Genomic DNA, 14,890 nt, shown 5'->3' on the forward strand with positions numbered 1-14,890 from the left:
GGCGGGTCGAGAATTCAGGGCAGAGCAGCATCACGTCCGTGGGCGGGCGGCCCGCCTGGCGCGCTTGGCGGCACGCGGACGACGTGGGGCATAGAGCTCAGGAAAGGGGGCGCCAGCCCGCTTGCCTAGCTTCGTATTTGTCAGAATGCCGCGACGCGTGAAGATATCGCGAATGACGCTGATGTTTCTTCCTTCGTTCAGTACCTCATCCACGGTGATGAGGGCATTGGCGCCGTCCTCAAACGTGGCATTGCGCGTGAGCTGAAAGTGATGCGCGAGCACCAACTGATCCGCCGTCCTTGATCCGACAGCGTTACGAAGTTCCCACAGGGCTGCAGACCAGATTTCGCCATCGGAATGTTCCTCGCCAACCATGTCCCGGGGATATTTCTTGGTGCTGTCCATGCGGCGCAGGTTGGGAGGATTGTCTCCGCTGTAGGCCACGGCGTCCCAGCTTCCCACGGTGGGCTGCAGATTCGCGGGCTTTGCCGATGCGAAGAAGCTGGCTGCAAGATAGTCGCCAAAGCCCTCGCCCATGGCTTGCCCCTCCTTCGTCTGACCGAATCCGGGCACCTGATTGTCCTGAATTGCGTGGCCATACTCATGCAGTATGATCTCAGCATCTTCCGCGTCATCCACACCTCCGGTACCAAAGGTGAGCGACTGTGTCGCCGGACTGTAATGGGAGTTGTCATCAGATCTCCCATCAATGTGGACTTTGATAGGGCCATTCAGAATATTATCGAAGCCGAGCTCCTGGATATAGCGCTGTACTCGGTCGATGTGGAAGTACACCATCACCTCCTTGAAGGCGCGTTGGCTGCGGGAGAAGGAAAAATTGAGATTCTGCCGCTGCACCCGGTTCGGGGTGTTGCTGGTGCTGACGAACGGGCCGTCTAGAAACCCAGTGCCGTCAAGGTCGCGAAGCTCCACTGTCCTGTAAGCAGCATCAGGAATGGGCGAGTCGTCTTCAAGGGTGGTGTCATTGAGCGCGACTACGGGATTGGGGTCAAAAATGCGGCCCGTACCATTGGCGGACTTGAGCTGGTCCAGCTTTTCCAGGATGGCCCCGCTCTGCGAGTCCACATACATGCGGTATTCCGCGGCAGGTTTGGCGCACCTGAGCACCAGCTTCCATGCGGAGACCGGCACCCCGTTCACGGGGAGGAACACCAGCTCCTGGGACTCGACAATCACTTCGCTTCCGGCCGGCGCAGAGATGGCCTCCTTTGCCCTGGCCACAGCCTGTTCGGCAGACAGGGCCTTGGCCGCGGTGCCTGCGCCTTCCGCTTTGCTCTTGGATTTGGCTTTGGAGCTTGCCGCCTTTTCCAGGTTCTTCTCTGGGACGAGGTCGCTCTGCACATTGTAGATGCGGCCTGACTTGTCGATATCCACACGAACCCAGGCGCCACTGATGGGCTTGCCTTCATGATACTGCTGAAAGAGAACATGGCTTCCCAACAGAGTCTCGTTTACTTTATCGAACTTAAGCTGCTTCAGATCTGGTTGGATTTGCAGGTCTTTGGCGATGCCCTTGAGCAGTGCGACTGCCTGGGTGCGGGGTTTTGACTTGGACGCCTTGGACCTGAAGTCGTAGATGCGCCGGGGCATCTTGCTCACCGGATTCAGTTCCACCTTGGCTTTGAGCGCTTTAATACCAGGCATAGGTTGCTCCTTTTAATAAGTGATCGAAAAATCATTGCTTGAAAGTGCGGTGCGTGCAATGTTTTTCTTTGTGATTGCATGTGGTCGTGGCTGTTTTTCACACTCTTGTAAAGTGGGCACAGATAGAGTGTGTGCTCGTTTTGTGGAGGGATAGCCCAGAGGGCCTTCGTCTACGTGCGCAGCTTGCGCTCATCTGCTGGGCCTGACGTTCCACCGGATGGCAGACATGGCTTGACGTCCATGACACGCTCTGTTTTTCTAGTCTGAGTGATACTCAGTCCACTCCGATTGATTCTAATACTGCTTACATGGGGAGTTGCGTGCTCCCTTCCAGGATTTGGTGCGGAGCCACCCGCATCCCGCAGTCTGGTGAAGGATGTGGACACCCTCATCAACGTAAAATCTGGCCGCACGTGGAAGTCCACCCCGCTGAAAGTGCGCCTTGCGGATGGCAGCGAGGTAGAACGCCTGCTGGTAATGGAGTTTGCGCCCGGAGAGTTTATTCCCGGACGCGGGGTTCGTCCGTCTGATGCCATGGTCCACCTTCTGCTGGAGAAAGTTGCTGGATCATCATCGAGCTCTGAGGAGATGAGTGCCTCGAAGATGACTTCCGGCGGATTCCGGGACGTGAATTTACAACAAGAGGGTGATGTGCGGACCATGATCATCACCCGCTCGCCGTTTGCCGAGCCTGGCCAGGAAGACAGCGCCCTTAAGCTGTTCTACAAATTGAAAGACGGAACGCTTGTACTAAGAGGGTTCTCCAAGGTGGAGCAGACGAACTGGGGGGAGCTCAAGTGCACTCTTCCTTCGACAGATCTTACTTTCCACGTAGCGCGGTAGATATACCCGCGCCGCTCTCGTGACCGGGGTCACGCGTGACGGCAGTTGTCTTACAGCTTCGGCGCAGGCTTCAGCTTCGCTGGCGGTTTTAGCTCAGGACCTCCTGTCTTTGGCTTTTGAGTTGGCTTGGGCGGTGACGTGGTGGCTGGCTTGACCTTTATTGTCTTCGCGCCGGTGTCGCCGGCAGCCGTCACCGTGAAATCCATCACCTGCGCGGGCGGGTTTGAAATGCTGTCAGGGATACGGAAGTCTTGAACTGTCAGCCCACGCGTCGCCGGCGCTACGGTGTCGGGCAGGAGCTTGATGGTGAGCACCGTGGTTTGGGGCACACCTTTGGCCGTGATGGTGGTCAGCGTCGGCATGTGCAGCACGGGGCCGGTGCCGTCCTTTTCTCCCAGGGGGAATTGCCTCCAGTCCTCGTACTTCGTCACCACGTGTCTGCTCCCGGCACGTGTCACATAGTCATGCTCCAGCACCCGCCAGGGTGGCAGGCCGGGCTTGTCGAGCTTCTCCAGTTTCAGGATGCCGTTGAGCGCTTCATCATCCAGGAAGAAGTGTACTTGATTGGCGGGTGAGTCTTTTTCCATTCGGTGACGGATAGTGCTGCGCCTGAGCACGTCCTTCCACAGCAGCTCGGACTGGAGGTCGGGAGTCTTGAATTCCCTGGGCCTCGCCAGGAACGGCATCTCTATCGGAGCGAAGAGGGGATTCCAGGAGAACTCGCTGAATGCCAGGTTGGGGTAGCTGTCCGGCAACGGATTCGGATGGATGGTCACCATGTTGCTCCCTGTGAAGAATTGGTGATGATACTTCGGATCGGGACGCAGGGGTCGCAGGCTTCCGATGTCGCACTCCTTGAAGAATTGGTGGAAGACTTTTCCATCGAAGCAGACCTTGTAAAAGGTCAATCCATTGTCATCCACCCGGTCATAGCGCCACATGCCACGCACCGTGATGAACCGGCAGTGGAACTGATGCACCACCTTGTCGAGCGGAGGATGGAAGTGCACCTCATACTCATACATGCAGTCCGGGATGGAACGATACTGGCTGTGCAGTGCCGCCAGTTCCTCAGGCATTTCATAGTCTTCCACGGGCAAGGGAGATTGCGCCGGAAGCAAAGGGGTGGCGCATGCCAACGTCAGTAGTGCGAGGATGGCTGAAGTGATGAAATGCTGCGTTTGCATGGCCTTCAATCCAAGGTGATGTGCTTCGCCTTTACCCTTGCCCCAAAAGATTATCGGTTTGGCGATGGTGCGGCAAGGCGAATTGGCCCAGGCGATGTCCTTCCGGTTTCACTTTTACATGCCTTTTACATACCTCCTTATCGAGGGTCGCCCGGAGGGCCTTCGGCCACCCCGTGGGCTCGCGCTTTACCCGCTGGGCTGACGTTTGGCGTCGGTGCGCATGGAGCATGTGATTCGTCTTGCCTGCTGCGAGCTTCTCAGGTTTGCTGTTGCAGCTTCTGCAGTTCGAGAGGCAGTCTCCACAAACGTATGATGACGCGCTCCTTTACCTCTGTCAGCGTCTCCTCCTTGTCGCCACTGGCCCTTTTGATGATGCTGTCTCTGGTGGCATTCTCGCTGACCGGCTTTGTGCATGCTGGCGCACCGGAGTGGCAACTCAAGGACTTCCGGCCTCTTGCGGAATTGCCGTGGAAGGAGCCGAGTAAAGGAGAGCCGCCCCCTCATCTGGAGGTCGAGGTGTTGCGGAAGATCTTTAGCGAGCCGATTCTCGATATTCGTTATTCCGTCCTTGATGCCTATCTGCGCCTCATTGACGCGGGAGATATGAGCCGGGCGTTTGATCATTGCATTGAACTTGAAGGGACGCAGATGCCTGACCAATTCGTTTCCTTCTTCCTCAATATTTGGGCGGAGCGCGACCCGAAGGGATGTTGGGAGCGAGTGGAGTCCTTGTTTCAGATCGTTGCCTTCGAAAGGGGATGGCTTGCCTATGACAGTTGGGGAAATCCGCGCATCACGATGAAGAATCTGGATGCTGTACGTGCCTCCAAGTTTTGGCTGGGTGGCAAATCCCTCCTTGCTTTTCCGAAGGGGGTTGAGCGGTCCGAGTTGCCAGCGGCTGAGCGGGTCAAATACTTGAATGCCTTCGCCCAGGCGTGGTTCAAGGTGTTTCAAAACTGGCCTGGCGTGCCAGATGCGCCCTATGGCGCCAGCTTTTATCCTATGATGGCACGGACGCTGGAAATTCCAGTGGACGTGCTCAAATCAGGCGTAAACAACACGACGTTTGTCAGCGCCGCGGCCGGCTATGAAGTCTCAGTGCGCCGTCAGTTGAACGCGGAGCCCTCCCGCGCTTTGGAGCTTGTGGAGGAAATCCGGACCAAAATCTGGTCAGATGACGATAACGAGGTGAGGAAGCTAAACACTTTCAAGGTCGTTGACCAGGTGCCGTCCCTTGAGTTCCTCCAGCTTTGGGCGGACTTCAACCTGCCAGAGTTGATTACGTGGGTGGAATCGTTGCCTGCTGAGCGACATGACTTTTCGCTTGCTGCCAAGGGCCTGCTCATGAGCCGGGTGGATGCTGCCGTACGGAATCGCTGGCTTGAAGAAGCGAAGAAGCGTCCCCTCGACAAAGATGGCTGTGGGGACTACACCTCGCTCCTTGTGAACTGGGGAAGGTGGGACTTGGCTCCCGCATTTGCGGCAGCCCTGGCCACCAAAAATGATGGCATTGCCATCAGAGTCGGTGAGAGCGCGCTTTTCGGCGATGGGTACGATCCATACAATTTGAGGCTGGCAAAGGTGCGGCAGATCGCAAAGTTGGATCTTGCTGACATACCCAAGGACATTCGAGACGCCCTGACGACGAACTTTTTTGTTTTCACCATGGAGATTTGGGGTGACATCCAAATTGGCGAAAATGCCCGCTATGGGCTGGACGTTCTGCAGAAAACAGAAGAGGTGCCGCGGGAGGAATTGCTTCGACTTTTCGCCGGTGACAATAGCGTAGGCGGTGACGGAGACGTGCTTGACCGTACCTTTTGTTCCCTGCGTGTGTGGGCCGTGACCAGACCTGACGAGATGAGAGCGTGGCTCGCGACCATGAAAGACGCTGAAATGCGCACCGCTCTCACCTGGCTGCTGGAGCATCCGTGGGGAACGGGTGAGGCTGACAATTGATGGTGTGCATCTATTCTAAGCCCAGCTCTGAGCTGACTATGCGAAGCACGGTACGCATCCTTTCCATACTGACGCTGCTGTTTCTCTGGAATGGCCTCATACCCGCCACGCTTCATGCCCAGCGGAACTCGTGGACAGTGGACGACGTCCGGCCTCTGACGAAGCTTCCCTGGCTCGGTGCGGAGTTCAGGCCGCTCGATGTCATCTTGGACGAGATCTTCCGTGAGCCCGATGCGCTCATCCGTTACGCGGTGTTGGACGGCTATCTCTCGATGATTCCGGTCGAGCAATTGAAGGAAGCTTACGACAAGTGCATCATCCTCGAAGGCTCGCAGGTGCCTGATCAGCTTGTTGAGCTTCTCCTGCGCATCTGGTCGCGGCGTGATCCACATGCATGCTGGGAAAAGACGAAGACCCTCTTCGAGCTCGTAGGCATCGAGCACGGATTTTTGGGTTACGACCACTATGGAGAGACTATCACGGTGCAGAATCGTGATGCGATTCGCGCCTCGCGTTACTGGATTCGTGATCGTGCCGCCATTCTTGGCTTCGCCATGGGTGTAGGGCAATCAGCCCTTCCGGAAGGGGAGCGCGTACGTCTCATGAAAGAGTGCGCGGATCTCTGGTTCGCGAGATTCAAGACCTGGCCGGCTGAGCGCCTCTCCGAATTCTACAATGCACGGCAGCGTTATTCCGACGGCAAGCTTGCGGGATTCCTGCGCGCTTTTGATTCTACCGTGGAGCAGATCCAGCAGATGGAACTTCGCCCTCAAGATGAAGAGGAGCGTGCTAATATCGAAATCTCACTCCGGAGATGGCTCGTGCAGGAACCACAGGCTGCGGCCCAGATCCTGGACAGGGTAGCACGGCAGCGGAAGAAGCTCTTGGAATCGGTCAGAGTCGAACTGGAACAGGGGAAGGTTCCATATGAACGGCTTCCGGTTTCATTTCCCTCAAAGGAGTGGCTCCATCTGTGGCGCACCTTGGATGAAAAAGGCATGCAGGACTGGGCAAGGAACCAGAAATCGTCAAAAGACGAACTGACCAAGTCGGTTCGCGCTTTGCTGCTCGGCAGGGTCGAGGCGGATACCAGAGATCAGTGGCTGAAAGAGGCCGCGGAGGTGGATCCAGATGGCAATGTTCTTGAGAATTTGTTTTTTGAATGGGCAAACTGGGAGCCCAAGCAGGCAATGGAGGCGGCCATCAAAACGGGAAACATCGAGATTATTCTGGATGTTCCGCGTGCTTGCGTGATGAACGGATTTGCGCCCTTCAATACCTGTCATGGCAACCTCGGGTTTCTGCGTGAGTTTGATGTGCGCGTCCTGAGCCCGCGTTTTTCGGGCGAGGATTTGTACGACTGGGGGACGGAGGCCATGGAGGCCTGGGGCAAGATTGACGTGGGAGAGGCCGCCCGCTACGGCGTCGATTTTCTCATGAAGGTCGACTACGTACCCAGGAGCAGGCTCATCACCCTCTTCAATGGCCAGAGCGAAGATCTTACCGATACCGGCGACATCATCGACCGCACCTTCTGCTGCCTCCGCGTCTGGGCTGTCGTGCGGCCGGATGAAATGAAGGCCTGGATCCCCAGCATCCAGGATCCGGCCATGCGCGAGGCTCTCACTTACATTCTGGAGCATCCGTGGGGGACGGGGGAGAATGCAAATTGATGCTGCTCCATCGACATCACATCCTGCTCTGATCTGACTATGCGAAGCCCGGCACGTATTCTTTCCGGAGTGACGTTGTTGATCCTCTGGCATGGCTTCGCGCCTGCCGCGCTCCATGCCCAGCGGCTCGACTGGAAGCTGGAGGATTTCCAGCCACTCACCGAGTTGCCGTGGGATGAAGCGGGAAAGATGCCGCTCTCTGAAGTCCTTACCGCCATTTTCCGTGAGCCTGACCCACAAATTCGGCATCCTGTTCTCGCTGCGTATCTCCGCCGGATTCCCGTGGAACAGTTTGGCGCTGCCTTCGACCAGTGCATCATCATGGAGGGCACACAGACACCGCATCGGATGGTTTCTTTTCTCGTTCGCATCTGGGCGGAGCGTGATCCCAAGGCGTGTTGGGAGCGCACCCGGGCCTTATTCCAGGTTATTGGAGTCAAATACGGATGGCTGAACTACGACAGCTGGAAACGACGCGACAAGATCACCGTCCGGGATGCAAAGGCGATTCATGCCTCGCGGTTCTGGCTTGAGAACGAAAATTACCTGCTGGATTTCCCAGTTGGCGTGGAAGCATCATCGCTGCCTGAGGCGGAGAAGGTGAAGATGTTCCGTGTCTTCGCGGATGCGTGGTTTGAGACTTTCCAGTCCTGGCCTGGCTATCAGCACGCTCAAGAGGGGGGCTCAAAGCAGCTTCTCGCGGCGTTTGCCTCCACGCCACAATCCATGAGGGAAAGCTTCCGTAGCAGCAGCGGTCAAGATTATGAAGCCGCTGTGGAAGTGGGACTGCGCCGCTGGCTGAAGGCAGAACCCAAGGCGGCGCTCGAAATTCTTGAGAAGAAACACGAACTGATCCCAGCCGAGTACGATGCCGCCAATGGAAGCCTCCTTCCGAATGGCCCATCCACCGCGTGGCTCATGCTCTGGCGCCAGTTGGACCTGCCTGCCATGGTTCGGTGGGCAGAATCCCCCGACGGCGGCGTGAGGGAACGTGGCATGCTCATGAGCTGGGTGGATGAGCCCACCCGCCACCGCTGGCTGGAGACTGCGGAAAAGGACTCAAACAAAGAGCAATTGATCGGCGTGTGGGCCAGTTGGAATCCGCAGCCGGGCGTGGAGGCCGCGGTGGCGACCAGGCAGTCGGGAATCGTCCTTGAGGCTTTCAACAGCGCCGCATACGGTCCTTTCCAGGGGGTTTGGAATACCTGCCATCCGGGACTTGGATTCGTCCGGAATTTTGATATTCAATCGCGGATCAAAGACTTCATGAAGGACCTTCGTGACACCGACTGGGGCACCGCAATCATGGAGCAATGGGGGGATGTCGATGTGGGTGAGGCCGCCCGTTATGGGCTCGACTTTATGCTGAAGACAGATTACGCCTCACGCGAGGAACTCATCAAGCTCTTCTCAGGCGATGACGACTTCGCCAGTGACGCAGACATGCTCGACCGCACCTTTTGCGCCCTGCGCGTCTGGGCCGTGACGAAGCCAGATGAAATGAAAACCTGGATAGCAACCCTGAAAGAAGAAGATCTGCGCAAGGCTCTCACTTGGCTGCTGGAAAATCCATGGGGAACGGGTCCTGAAGAGTAAATGCCATGCCCCTGATAAACCATCCCATATCCAAAGGTTCACGGCCTGCGTCTATGTTTCGCCGCTTCACTCTGGGCGTGGTGCTACTCGCTGTCTGTGCGCTTACGCGTGCGTCCGCCGAGAGCCCCATCCTGAAACCGCAAGACTTCCTGCCGCTTACCGAACTGCCCTGGAAGAAAGAGGGTGCCACGCAGGAGAGCATCATGGACGCCATCTTCCGCGAACCGGATGCTGCCATTCGGTACGGGGTGTTGCAGCTCTATCTCGACGAGATTCCCATGGAGGAGATTGGTCGGGTGTTTGATCTCGCCATTGAGCTTGAGGATTCGGAGACTCCCGATGCCCTCGTGGAGTCCATGTTGCGGGTGTGGGCGGAGCGGGATCCGTTTCGTTGCTGGGCGAGGGTGCAGAAGCTCTTCCTCGTGGTGGGGCTGGAGGACGGGTGGCTCATGTTCGATGATTGGGACGTAGGGCGCTCGTCCATGCTTGTGCAGGACCGTGCCGCCATCCAAGCTTCACCTTTCCGGCTCAGGCGGTGGGCGCTTACCGGGTTTCCCGTTGGAGTAGATAAATCCAAACTCGTTTCCCAAGAGCGTGTGAGTTTGCTGAAACAGTTCATCCAACGGTGGTTCGTGGCGTTCGATGACTATCCTGGATCACACCAGACGAGCGTGGGCTCACCAAGTGACTACTGGTTTGCAAAGGCGTTTGAAATTGAAACAAAGGATGTCCAGTGGCACTGCGAACACTACTACGATCAGGGATTTGGTGCCGCAGCCGTCTCGGTGGCGCTACGCCGGTGGCTGATAGCCGAGCCTGCCAGCGCTCGCCGTATCATTGAGTTCTCAACCAAATTCGGTGGTCCGCGATATGATTCCTCCACTATCCAGGAGCTGTTGCACCTCTGGGCAGAAGTGGATCGTCCAGGCATGATGAAATGGGCCGACTCCGCGGAACCATCGAAGCTCCTGCTGAACCTGGGCAGGGGACTACTCATGCCCGGTGTGGATGCTTCTGTGCGCGTCCGGTGGATTGCCGAAGGGAATGTGAAAGCAGAGGGCGATGAGAACTACTATGGGAACTTGATTGGGAACTGGGCGGCTTGGGATCCGAAAGGTGCGCTGGATTATGCGGTGCGTAGCGGCGACCCCGACAGCATCACTACTGTAAGTCGCTATGCCGCAGTTGGACCCTATGGGGACTGTTCGAGGGTCGCGCGAAATGGCTTCAATGTGGTGCGTGATTTCGACCCGAACACGCTGCCAGCAGACCTTAAGAAGAGCATTATCGAGGATTGGGGAATGACTGCACTGGAAGGCTGGGGAGAACACGATGCTGCTGCCGTGGCGCGACTAGGCGTGAAGCTACTGGAGACATTCAACTACTACGGTTTCGTAGATGACAAGCCTGTTCAGAATGAAGTCATCGGATTCTTTGCAGGCAGGAACAACGAGTTCCGGGACAACGGCCACATCATCGACCGCACCTTCTGCGCCCTACGCACGTGGGCAGCCACCAAACCCACCGAGATGAAGGCCTGGGTAGCCACGCTCAAGGACGATAAGCTGCGCGAAGCCCTCACCTGGCTCGCGGACCATCCCTGGGGACCGGGGCGCTTTTGAGTTTTGAGGCAAGAGACATGCACCAGTTGCCCAGCCGGGTATATCTGGCATTCTTCCCGCTCACTTGCTCTTCCACCCTTCCATTCCCCCCCACCTTCCAATTCCATTTCAGTCATGCTCAAGACCTACCTCATGGTGATGCTCGGCGGCTGTTTCGGTGTGTCGGCGCGTCTGTGGATGTCCACGGCGATGGCGGCGCGGTGGGGTGAGAATTTTCCGGTGGGCACGGTCGCGGTGAATATCACGGGATGTTTTGTGATTGGTCTCTTCGCGGTCCTGACTGCTTCGGAGGGCATTTGGGCGGCGTCCCCGCTGGTCCGGCAGGCGGTGATTGTGGGGGTGCTGGGTGGGTTCACCACGTTCTCCTCTTTCAGCATTCAGACCCTCACGCTGCTGAAGAACGGGCAGCTCACCGGCGCGGTGGCGAATGTGTTCATCTCCGTCCTCGGGTGCCTGCTGGCCACGTGGGTGGGCATGCAACTGGGCGGCTGGCTGAATGGGAAAAGCTCCTGAGTGATGGCTCGCGGAGATAGAGACCTGCGCCGGATTTCGTCTTGTTTCTTGCCCTTGTGACGGGAGTTCCCCTATGGTGGAAGTCCGTCCTGTAGAGATACCCTTTTACCTCAGCCCACCAAACGACGTCGCCCACCAGCCGATGAAACCCTGCGTTCTCTTCTCCGCCGCATTGCTCGCGGTTTCCACCCTGTCTGTCAGCGCTGCCAACTGGCCCCAGTTTCGTGGTCCGAATCACGACGGCTCCACTCCGGAGACGGGTCTGCCGGAGAGCTTTTCCCGCAGCGAGAATGTGAAATGGGCCGCGGACATGCCCGGACCGGCTGCCAGTGTGCCTGCCGTGTGGGGGGACAAGATTTTCGTGAGCTCCTCCGACCCTGCGAAGCAGAAGCTCCTGGCCATGTGCCTGGATGCAAAGACGGGCAAGGTCGCCTGGCAGCATGAGGTGACGGACGGGTACCAGCATGATGACCGCAGCAATCTCGCCTCGCCCTCGCCCTGCACGGATGGCGAGCGCGCTTTCTTCTTCTATGGCACCAGCGTGCTGGTGGCCTACGACTTCGCAGGCAAGGAAGTGTGGAAGCGCGACCTCGGGAAGGACTACGGAAACTTCGGCACGCAGTGGACCTACTCCAGCAGCCCGGCGCTGGATGGCGGCAAGCTCTACATCCAGGTGCTGCAGCGGAATGAGGCCTTCATCTTCCAGAACCTGCAGAAGGGCGACCCCAAGGGCAAGAATGAGAGCTACATCCTCGCGCTCGACCCGGCCACGGGGAAGGAAATCTGGCGGCAGGTGCGCCCAAGCGATGCGGTGGCGGAGTCCCTGGAAGGATTCAGCACGCCGGTGTTTCACACCTACGACGGCAAGCGCCAGATGCTCATCAGCGGTGGCGATACCATGACCGGTCACGATGCGGAGACGGGCAAGGAACTGTGGCGCATGGTCAGCTACAATACCGCGAAGATCGGCCACTGGCGCCATGTGCCTTCTCCCGCGGCGGGGGATGGCATCGCGCTCGTGTGCGCACCGAAGAAGGAGCCGGTGTATGCCGTGAAGCTCGATTCGAAAGGTACTGTGGAACCTGTCTGGGTGTCTGATGGCAAGGAAGTCAGCAGCGACGTGAGCACGCCTCTCTTCTACCAGGGCAAGTTCTACGTGCTGGACAGCGACCGCAAGACGCTCGCCTGCGTGGAGCCGCGCACGGGCAAGGTGGTGTGGAGGGGTGAGTTCCCCACACGCCAGAAAATTGAGGCCTCACCTACAGGGGCGGATGGAAAAATCTATGCCATCGATTTCATGGGCAATGTCTTTGTGGTGAAGGCAGGCGGCGACAGCTTCCAACTCGTGCACCAGACCACCTTCGGCCAGGAGGGCACCACCTCCATCAAGGGCGACCGCATCTGCCGCGCAGGCATCGCCGTGGCCAATGGATGTCTTTACATTCGTGCTCAGGACCGGTTGTATTGCATCGGCAAGTGATTGCCGGATGCGAGGGGTTGATGGTCTATGGTCGATAGTTGATAGCCTGAACCGATTGACGGTGAAACCGAGGAATGAAGGTAGTCAGCGTCGCGCGAGATCAGGAACCACTCGTTCATCATCGCATCGACTCAGGCTATCAACTATCGACCATAGACCATCGACTCTTCATGAAGCCACTCTTCCCTGTCATTCTGGCTCTGCTGCTGGGCAGTGCCGGTGCCTCTGTATCTCACGCGCAACTCCGCGCAGACGGCGCCACTGCCTCCTTCCGTGGCAGCCTCCCGCCCAAGGCCGTGTCGCCCATCAGCGGCGCGCCACGCGCTACGCTGGAGCGCGAGTTGGATGCGCAGACGCGGGCCTTCATCGCCGTGAAACGCCATCCTCGTGCGGCGGATGCGGACATCTTCCTGAAGGCGGTGCGTTATGCGCTTGAGTTCAACGAATGGTACGACAAGACGCCAGAGGACGGTGTGAAGAAGGCCAATGCGCTGCTCGCGGAAGCGAAGAGCCGCATCGAGTCCCTGCGGAAGAATGAAACGCCCTGGCTGCAGGGCTCCGGCACGAAGGTGGTCGGTTTCTACTCCCGCATCGATGGCTCGCCGCAGCCGTATGGTGTGGAGGTGCCTGAGGGTGTTTCCTTGGAAGGCGGCGCTCAGATTCCCATGTGGGTGTGGCTGCATGGTCGTGGGGATACGGCCACGGACCTGAGCTTTGTGTATGGCAAGCTCACGGCGAAGAAGCCCGGCCAGTTCCAGCCCAAGGGGGCGATTGTCATTCATCCCTTCGGCAGATACTGCAATGGCTACAAGTCCGCCGGTGAGACGGATGTGCTGGAGGCTCGCGATGATGCGAAGGCGCGCTTCAACGTGGATCCGAATCGCGTGGTGCTCGCCGGCTTCAGCATGGGTGGCGCGGGCGCGTGGCACTTGGGCGCGCACTTTGCGGACCAGTGGGCCTGTGTGCACACGGGCGCGGGGTTCGTGGATGTGAAGCGCTACCAGAAGCTCACGCCGGAGAAGATGCCGTCCTGGTATGAGCAGACGCTCTGGGGCGTGTATGATGTGCCGGACTACGCGCGCAATTTCTTCAATGTGCCCCTCATCTCCTACAGCGGGGAAAAGGACTCACAGCGTGACTCCGCGGAGTACATGACGGAGGTGCTGGCGAAGGAGGAATACACGCTGAAGCACCTCATCGGCCCCGGCATGGAGCACAAGTATGAGCCCGGTGTGCAGCAGGAGGTGCAGACTCTGGTGGAAGCAGAGATGAACAAGGGCCGCGACCCGCTGCCTCGCCGTGTGGTGTTGCAGTACCGCTCGGGCCGGTACGCGAAGATGTTCTGGCTGGAAGGGCTGGAAGTGGAGAAGGAATGGGACGACGCACGCATCGATGCCATCGTCTCCCAGGGTGGTGTGCTCCGCGTGACCACCAAGAACGTGCGCGCCTTCCGCGTGGACCCGGCGATCATACGCGAGGCTGTGGCGCGTCCCTACACCATCTCCATCAATGGACAGGACATCATCTTCAATGAGAAGGCGGAGATCGCACCGAAGAACTACTACGTCACCCAGGATGACCAGGGGCGGTGGAGCATCAATACCAGCCCTGCCAAGGCAGCCGGCACGGTGAAAGCGGGTGGCACCACGATTGAGGATGCGTTTCTGGACCGCTTCATCGTGGTTCTGCCGGAGAAGGACAGCTATTCCCCGAAGGTGAATGCTTGGGTGAAGGCGGAGTCGCAGCACTTCCTCAGCCGCTGGCGCAGCCTCATGCGCGGGGATGCGATTGTGAAGCGCGCCTCGGAGATCACTCCGGAGGATATCCAGTCCTCCCACCTCATCCTATGGGGTGATACACGGTCGAACCCTCTCATCGCCCAGCTCCTGCCAAAGACGCCCGTGCGCTGGACGGCGGATGAGGTGGTCGTGGGCACCCAGAAAGGCGACGCGGAGACACATGTGCTGGTGATGGGCTACCCCAATCCGCTCGCACCGCATCGCCGCGTGGTTCTGAACTCCGGACTTACCTTCCGCGAAGCGCACGACCGCACGAATTCCCTGCAGAATCCGAAGCTGCCTGACTGGGCCATCATCGATATCTCCACACCTGCTGACGCGGAGCGCCCCGGCAAGGTGGTAGCTGCGGACTTCTTTGATGAGAAGTGGCAGGTGAGGCCGGCGAGGTAGTCACTCGTGGGAAACGAGACGTCTCGTGACATGAATAGCTCACCGTGGATGGACTTCGTTTTTCAGTGAACCACCTTGCGCGAAGCGCCTTGGAGTGCGGTGCGAAGCACCGCTTTGGAGGGAAGCTTTGGGGCGGAGGGGTAGCGTATATCACCTCGCCAAG

General features: G+C 58.3%; 10 protein-coding genes. 8 read left to right on the forward strand and 2 right to left on the reverse strand.

Going from position 1 to position 14,890, the window contains the following annotated elements; translation table 11 throughout:
* Positions 1–30: 30 nt before the first annotated feature.
* On the reverse strand, positions 31–1,665 hold the full coding sequence (locus tag G5S37_RS09085) for a M36 family metallopeptidase (RefSeq protein WP_165202911.1): 1,635 nt from the start codon (positions 1,663–1,665) through the stop codon (positions 31–33).
* A 378-nt stretch (positions 1,666–2,043) separates the two neighbouring features.
* Between G5S37_RS09085 and G5S37_RS09090 the strand changes: the two genes are divergently transcribed.
* Positions 2,044–2,508, forward strand: a complete 465-nt coding sequence (locus tag G5S37_RS09090; protein ID WP_165202913.1) for a hypothetical protein — start codon at positions 2,044–2,046, stop codon at positions 2,506–2,508.
* 50 nt (positions 2,509–2,558) lie between these two features.
* Here the strand turns inward: G5S37_RS09090 and G5S37_RS09095 are convergent, their stop codons facing one another.
* Positions 2,559–3,695 carry a hypothetical protein gene (locus G5S37_RS09095; RefSeq protein ID WP_165202915.1) on the reverse strand — a complete coding sequence of 379 codons (1,137 nt, stop codon included), beginning with the start codon at positions 3,693–3,695 and terminating at the stop codon, positions 2,559–2,561.
* Here G5S37_RS09095 and G5S37_RS09100 point away from each other — a divergent pair.
* The 7 genes from G5S37_RS09100 to G5S37_RS09130 all read left to right on the forward strand — a co-directional run bounded on the left by G5S37_RS09100 (position 3,681) and on the right by G5S37_RS09130 (position 14,727).
* Positions 3,681–5,654, forward strand: coding sequence for a hypothetical protein (locus G5S37_RS09100; RefSeq protein WP_165202917.1), 1,974 nt, complete (start codon positions 3,681–3,683; stop codon positions 5,652–5,654). The genes G5S37_RS09095 and G5S37_RS09100 overlap by 15 nt on opposite strands.
* 38 nt (positions 5,655–5,692) lie before the next feature.
* Positions 5,693–7,327: a hypothetical protein gene (locus G5S37_RS09105; RefSeq protein WP_165202919.1), complete on the forward strand. Its 1,635-nt coding sequence runs from the start codon at positions 5,693–5,695 to the stop codon at positions 7,325–7,327.
* Between the two features lie 39 nt (positions 7,328–7,366).
* Complete coding sequence (locus G5S37_RS09110; protein WP_165202921.1) at positions 7,367–8,923, forward strand: hypothetical protein; 1,557 nt, start codon at positions 7,367–7,369, stop codon at positions 8,921–8,923.
* Positions 8,924–8,976: 53 nt separating this feature from the next.
* A complete protein-coding gene (locus tag G5S37_RS09115) occupies positions 8,977–10,545 on the forward strand; it encodes a hypothetical protein (RefSeq protein WP_165202923.1) in 1,569 nt (522 codons plus the stop codon).
* A gap of 114 nt (positions 10,546–10,659) precedes the next feature.
* Entirely contained in the window at positions 10,660–11,058 is a 399-nt protein-coding gene (gene crcB / locus G5S37_RS09120; RefSeq protein ID WP_206026369.1) for a fluoride efflux transporter CrcB, read from the forward strand.
* Between the two features lie 142 nt (positions 11,059–11,200).
* Entirely contained in the window at positions 11,201–12,538 is a 1,338-nt protein-coding gene (locus G5S37_RS09125) for a PQQ-binding-like beta-propeller repeat protein (protein WP_165202925.1), read from the forward strand.
* A gap of 170 nt (positions 12,539–12,708) precedes the next feature.
* Positions 12,709–14,727, forward strand: a complete 2,019-nt coding sequence (locus G5S37_RS09130; RefSeq protein ID WP_165202927.1) for a prolyl oligopeptidase family serine peptidase — start codon at positions 12,709–12,711, stop codon at positions 14,725–14,727.
* The last annotated feature ends 163 nt before the right edge of the window (positions 14,728–14,890 follow it).

The sequence above is a fragment of the Roseimicrobium sp. ORNL1 genome (genome assembly GCF_011044495.1).
Classification (GTDB): Bacteria; Verrucomicrobiota; Verrucomicrobiia; order Verrucomicrobiales; family Verrucomicrobiaceae; genus Roseimicrobium.

What these genes read in the sequence shown, in the direction of transcription:
- G5S37_RS09085 (WP_165202911.1), bottom strand. Translation starts at nt 1,665, where the DNA reads ATGCCTGGTATTAAAGCGCTCAAAGCCAAGGTGGAACTGAATCCGGTG.
- G5S37_RS09100 (WP_165202917.1), top strand. Translation starts at nt 3,681, where the DNA reads ATGCTGCGTTTGCATGGCCTTCAATCCAAGGTGATGTGCTTCGCCTTT.
- G5S37_RS09095 (WP_165202915.1), bottom strand. Translation starts at nt 3,695, where the DNA reads ATGCAAACGCAGCATTTCATCACTTCAGCCATCCTCGCACTACTGACG.
- G5S37_RS09105 (WP_165202919.1), top strand. Translation starts at nt 5,693, where the DNA reads ATGCGAAGCACGGTACGCATCCTTTCCATACTGACGCTGCTGTTTCTC.
- G5S37_RS09110 (WP_165202921.1), top strand. Translation starts at nt 7,367, where the DNA reads ATGCGAAGCCCGGCACGTATTCTTTCCGGAGTGACGTTGTTGATCCTC.
- G5S37_RS09115 (WP_165202923.1), top strand. Translation starts at nt 8,977, where the DNA reads ATGTTTCGCCGCTTCACTCTGGGCGTGGTGCTACTCGCTGTCTGTGCG.
- crcB (WP_206026369.1), top strand. Translation starts at nt 10,660, where the DNA reads ATGCTCAAGACCTACCTCATGGTGATGCTCGGCGGCTGTTTCGGTGTG.
- G5S37_RS09125 (WP_165202925.1), top strand. Translation starts at nt 11,201, where the DNA reads ATGAAACCCTGCGTTCTCTTCTCCGCCGCATTGCTCGCGGTTTCCACC.
- G5S37_RS09130 (WP_165202927.1), top strand. Translation starts at nt 12,709, where the DNA reads ATGAAGCCACTCTTCCCTGTCATTCTGGCTCTGCTGCTGGGCAGTGCC.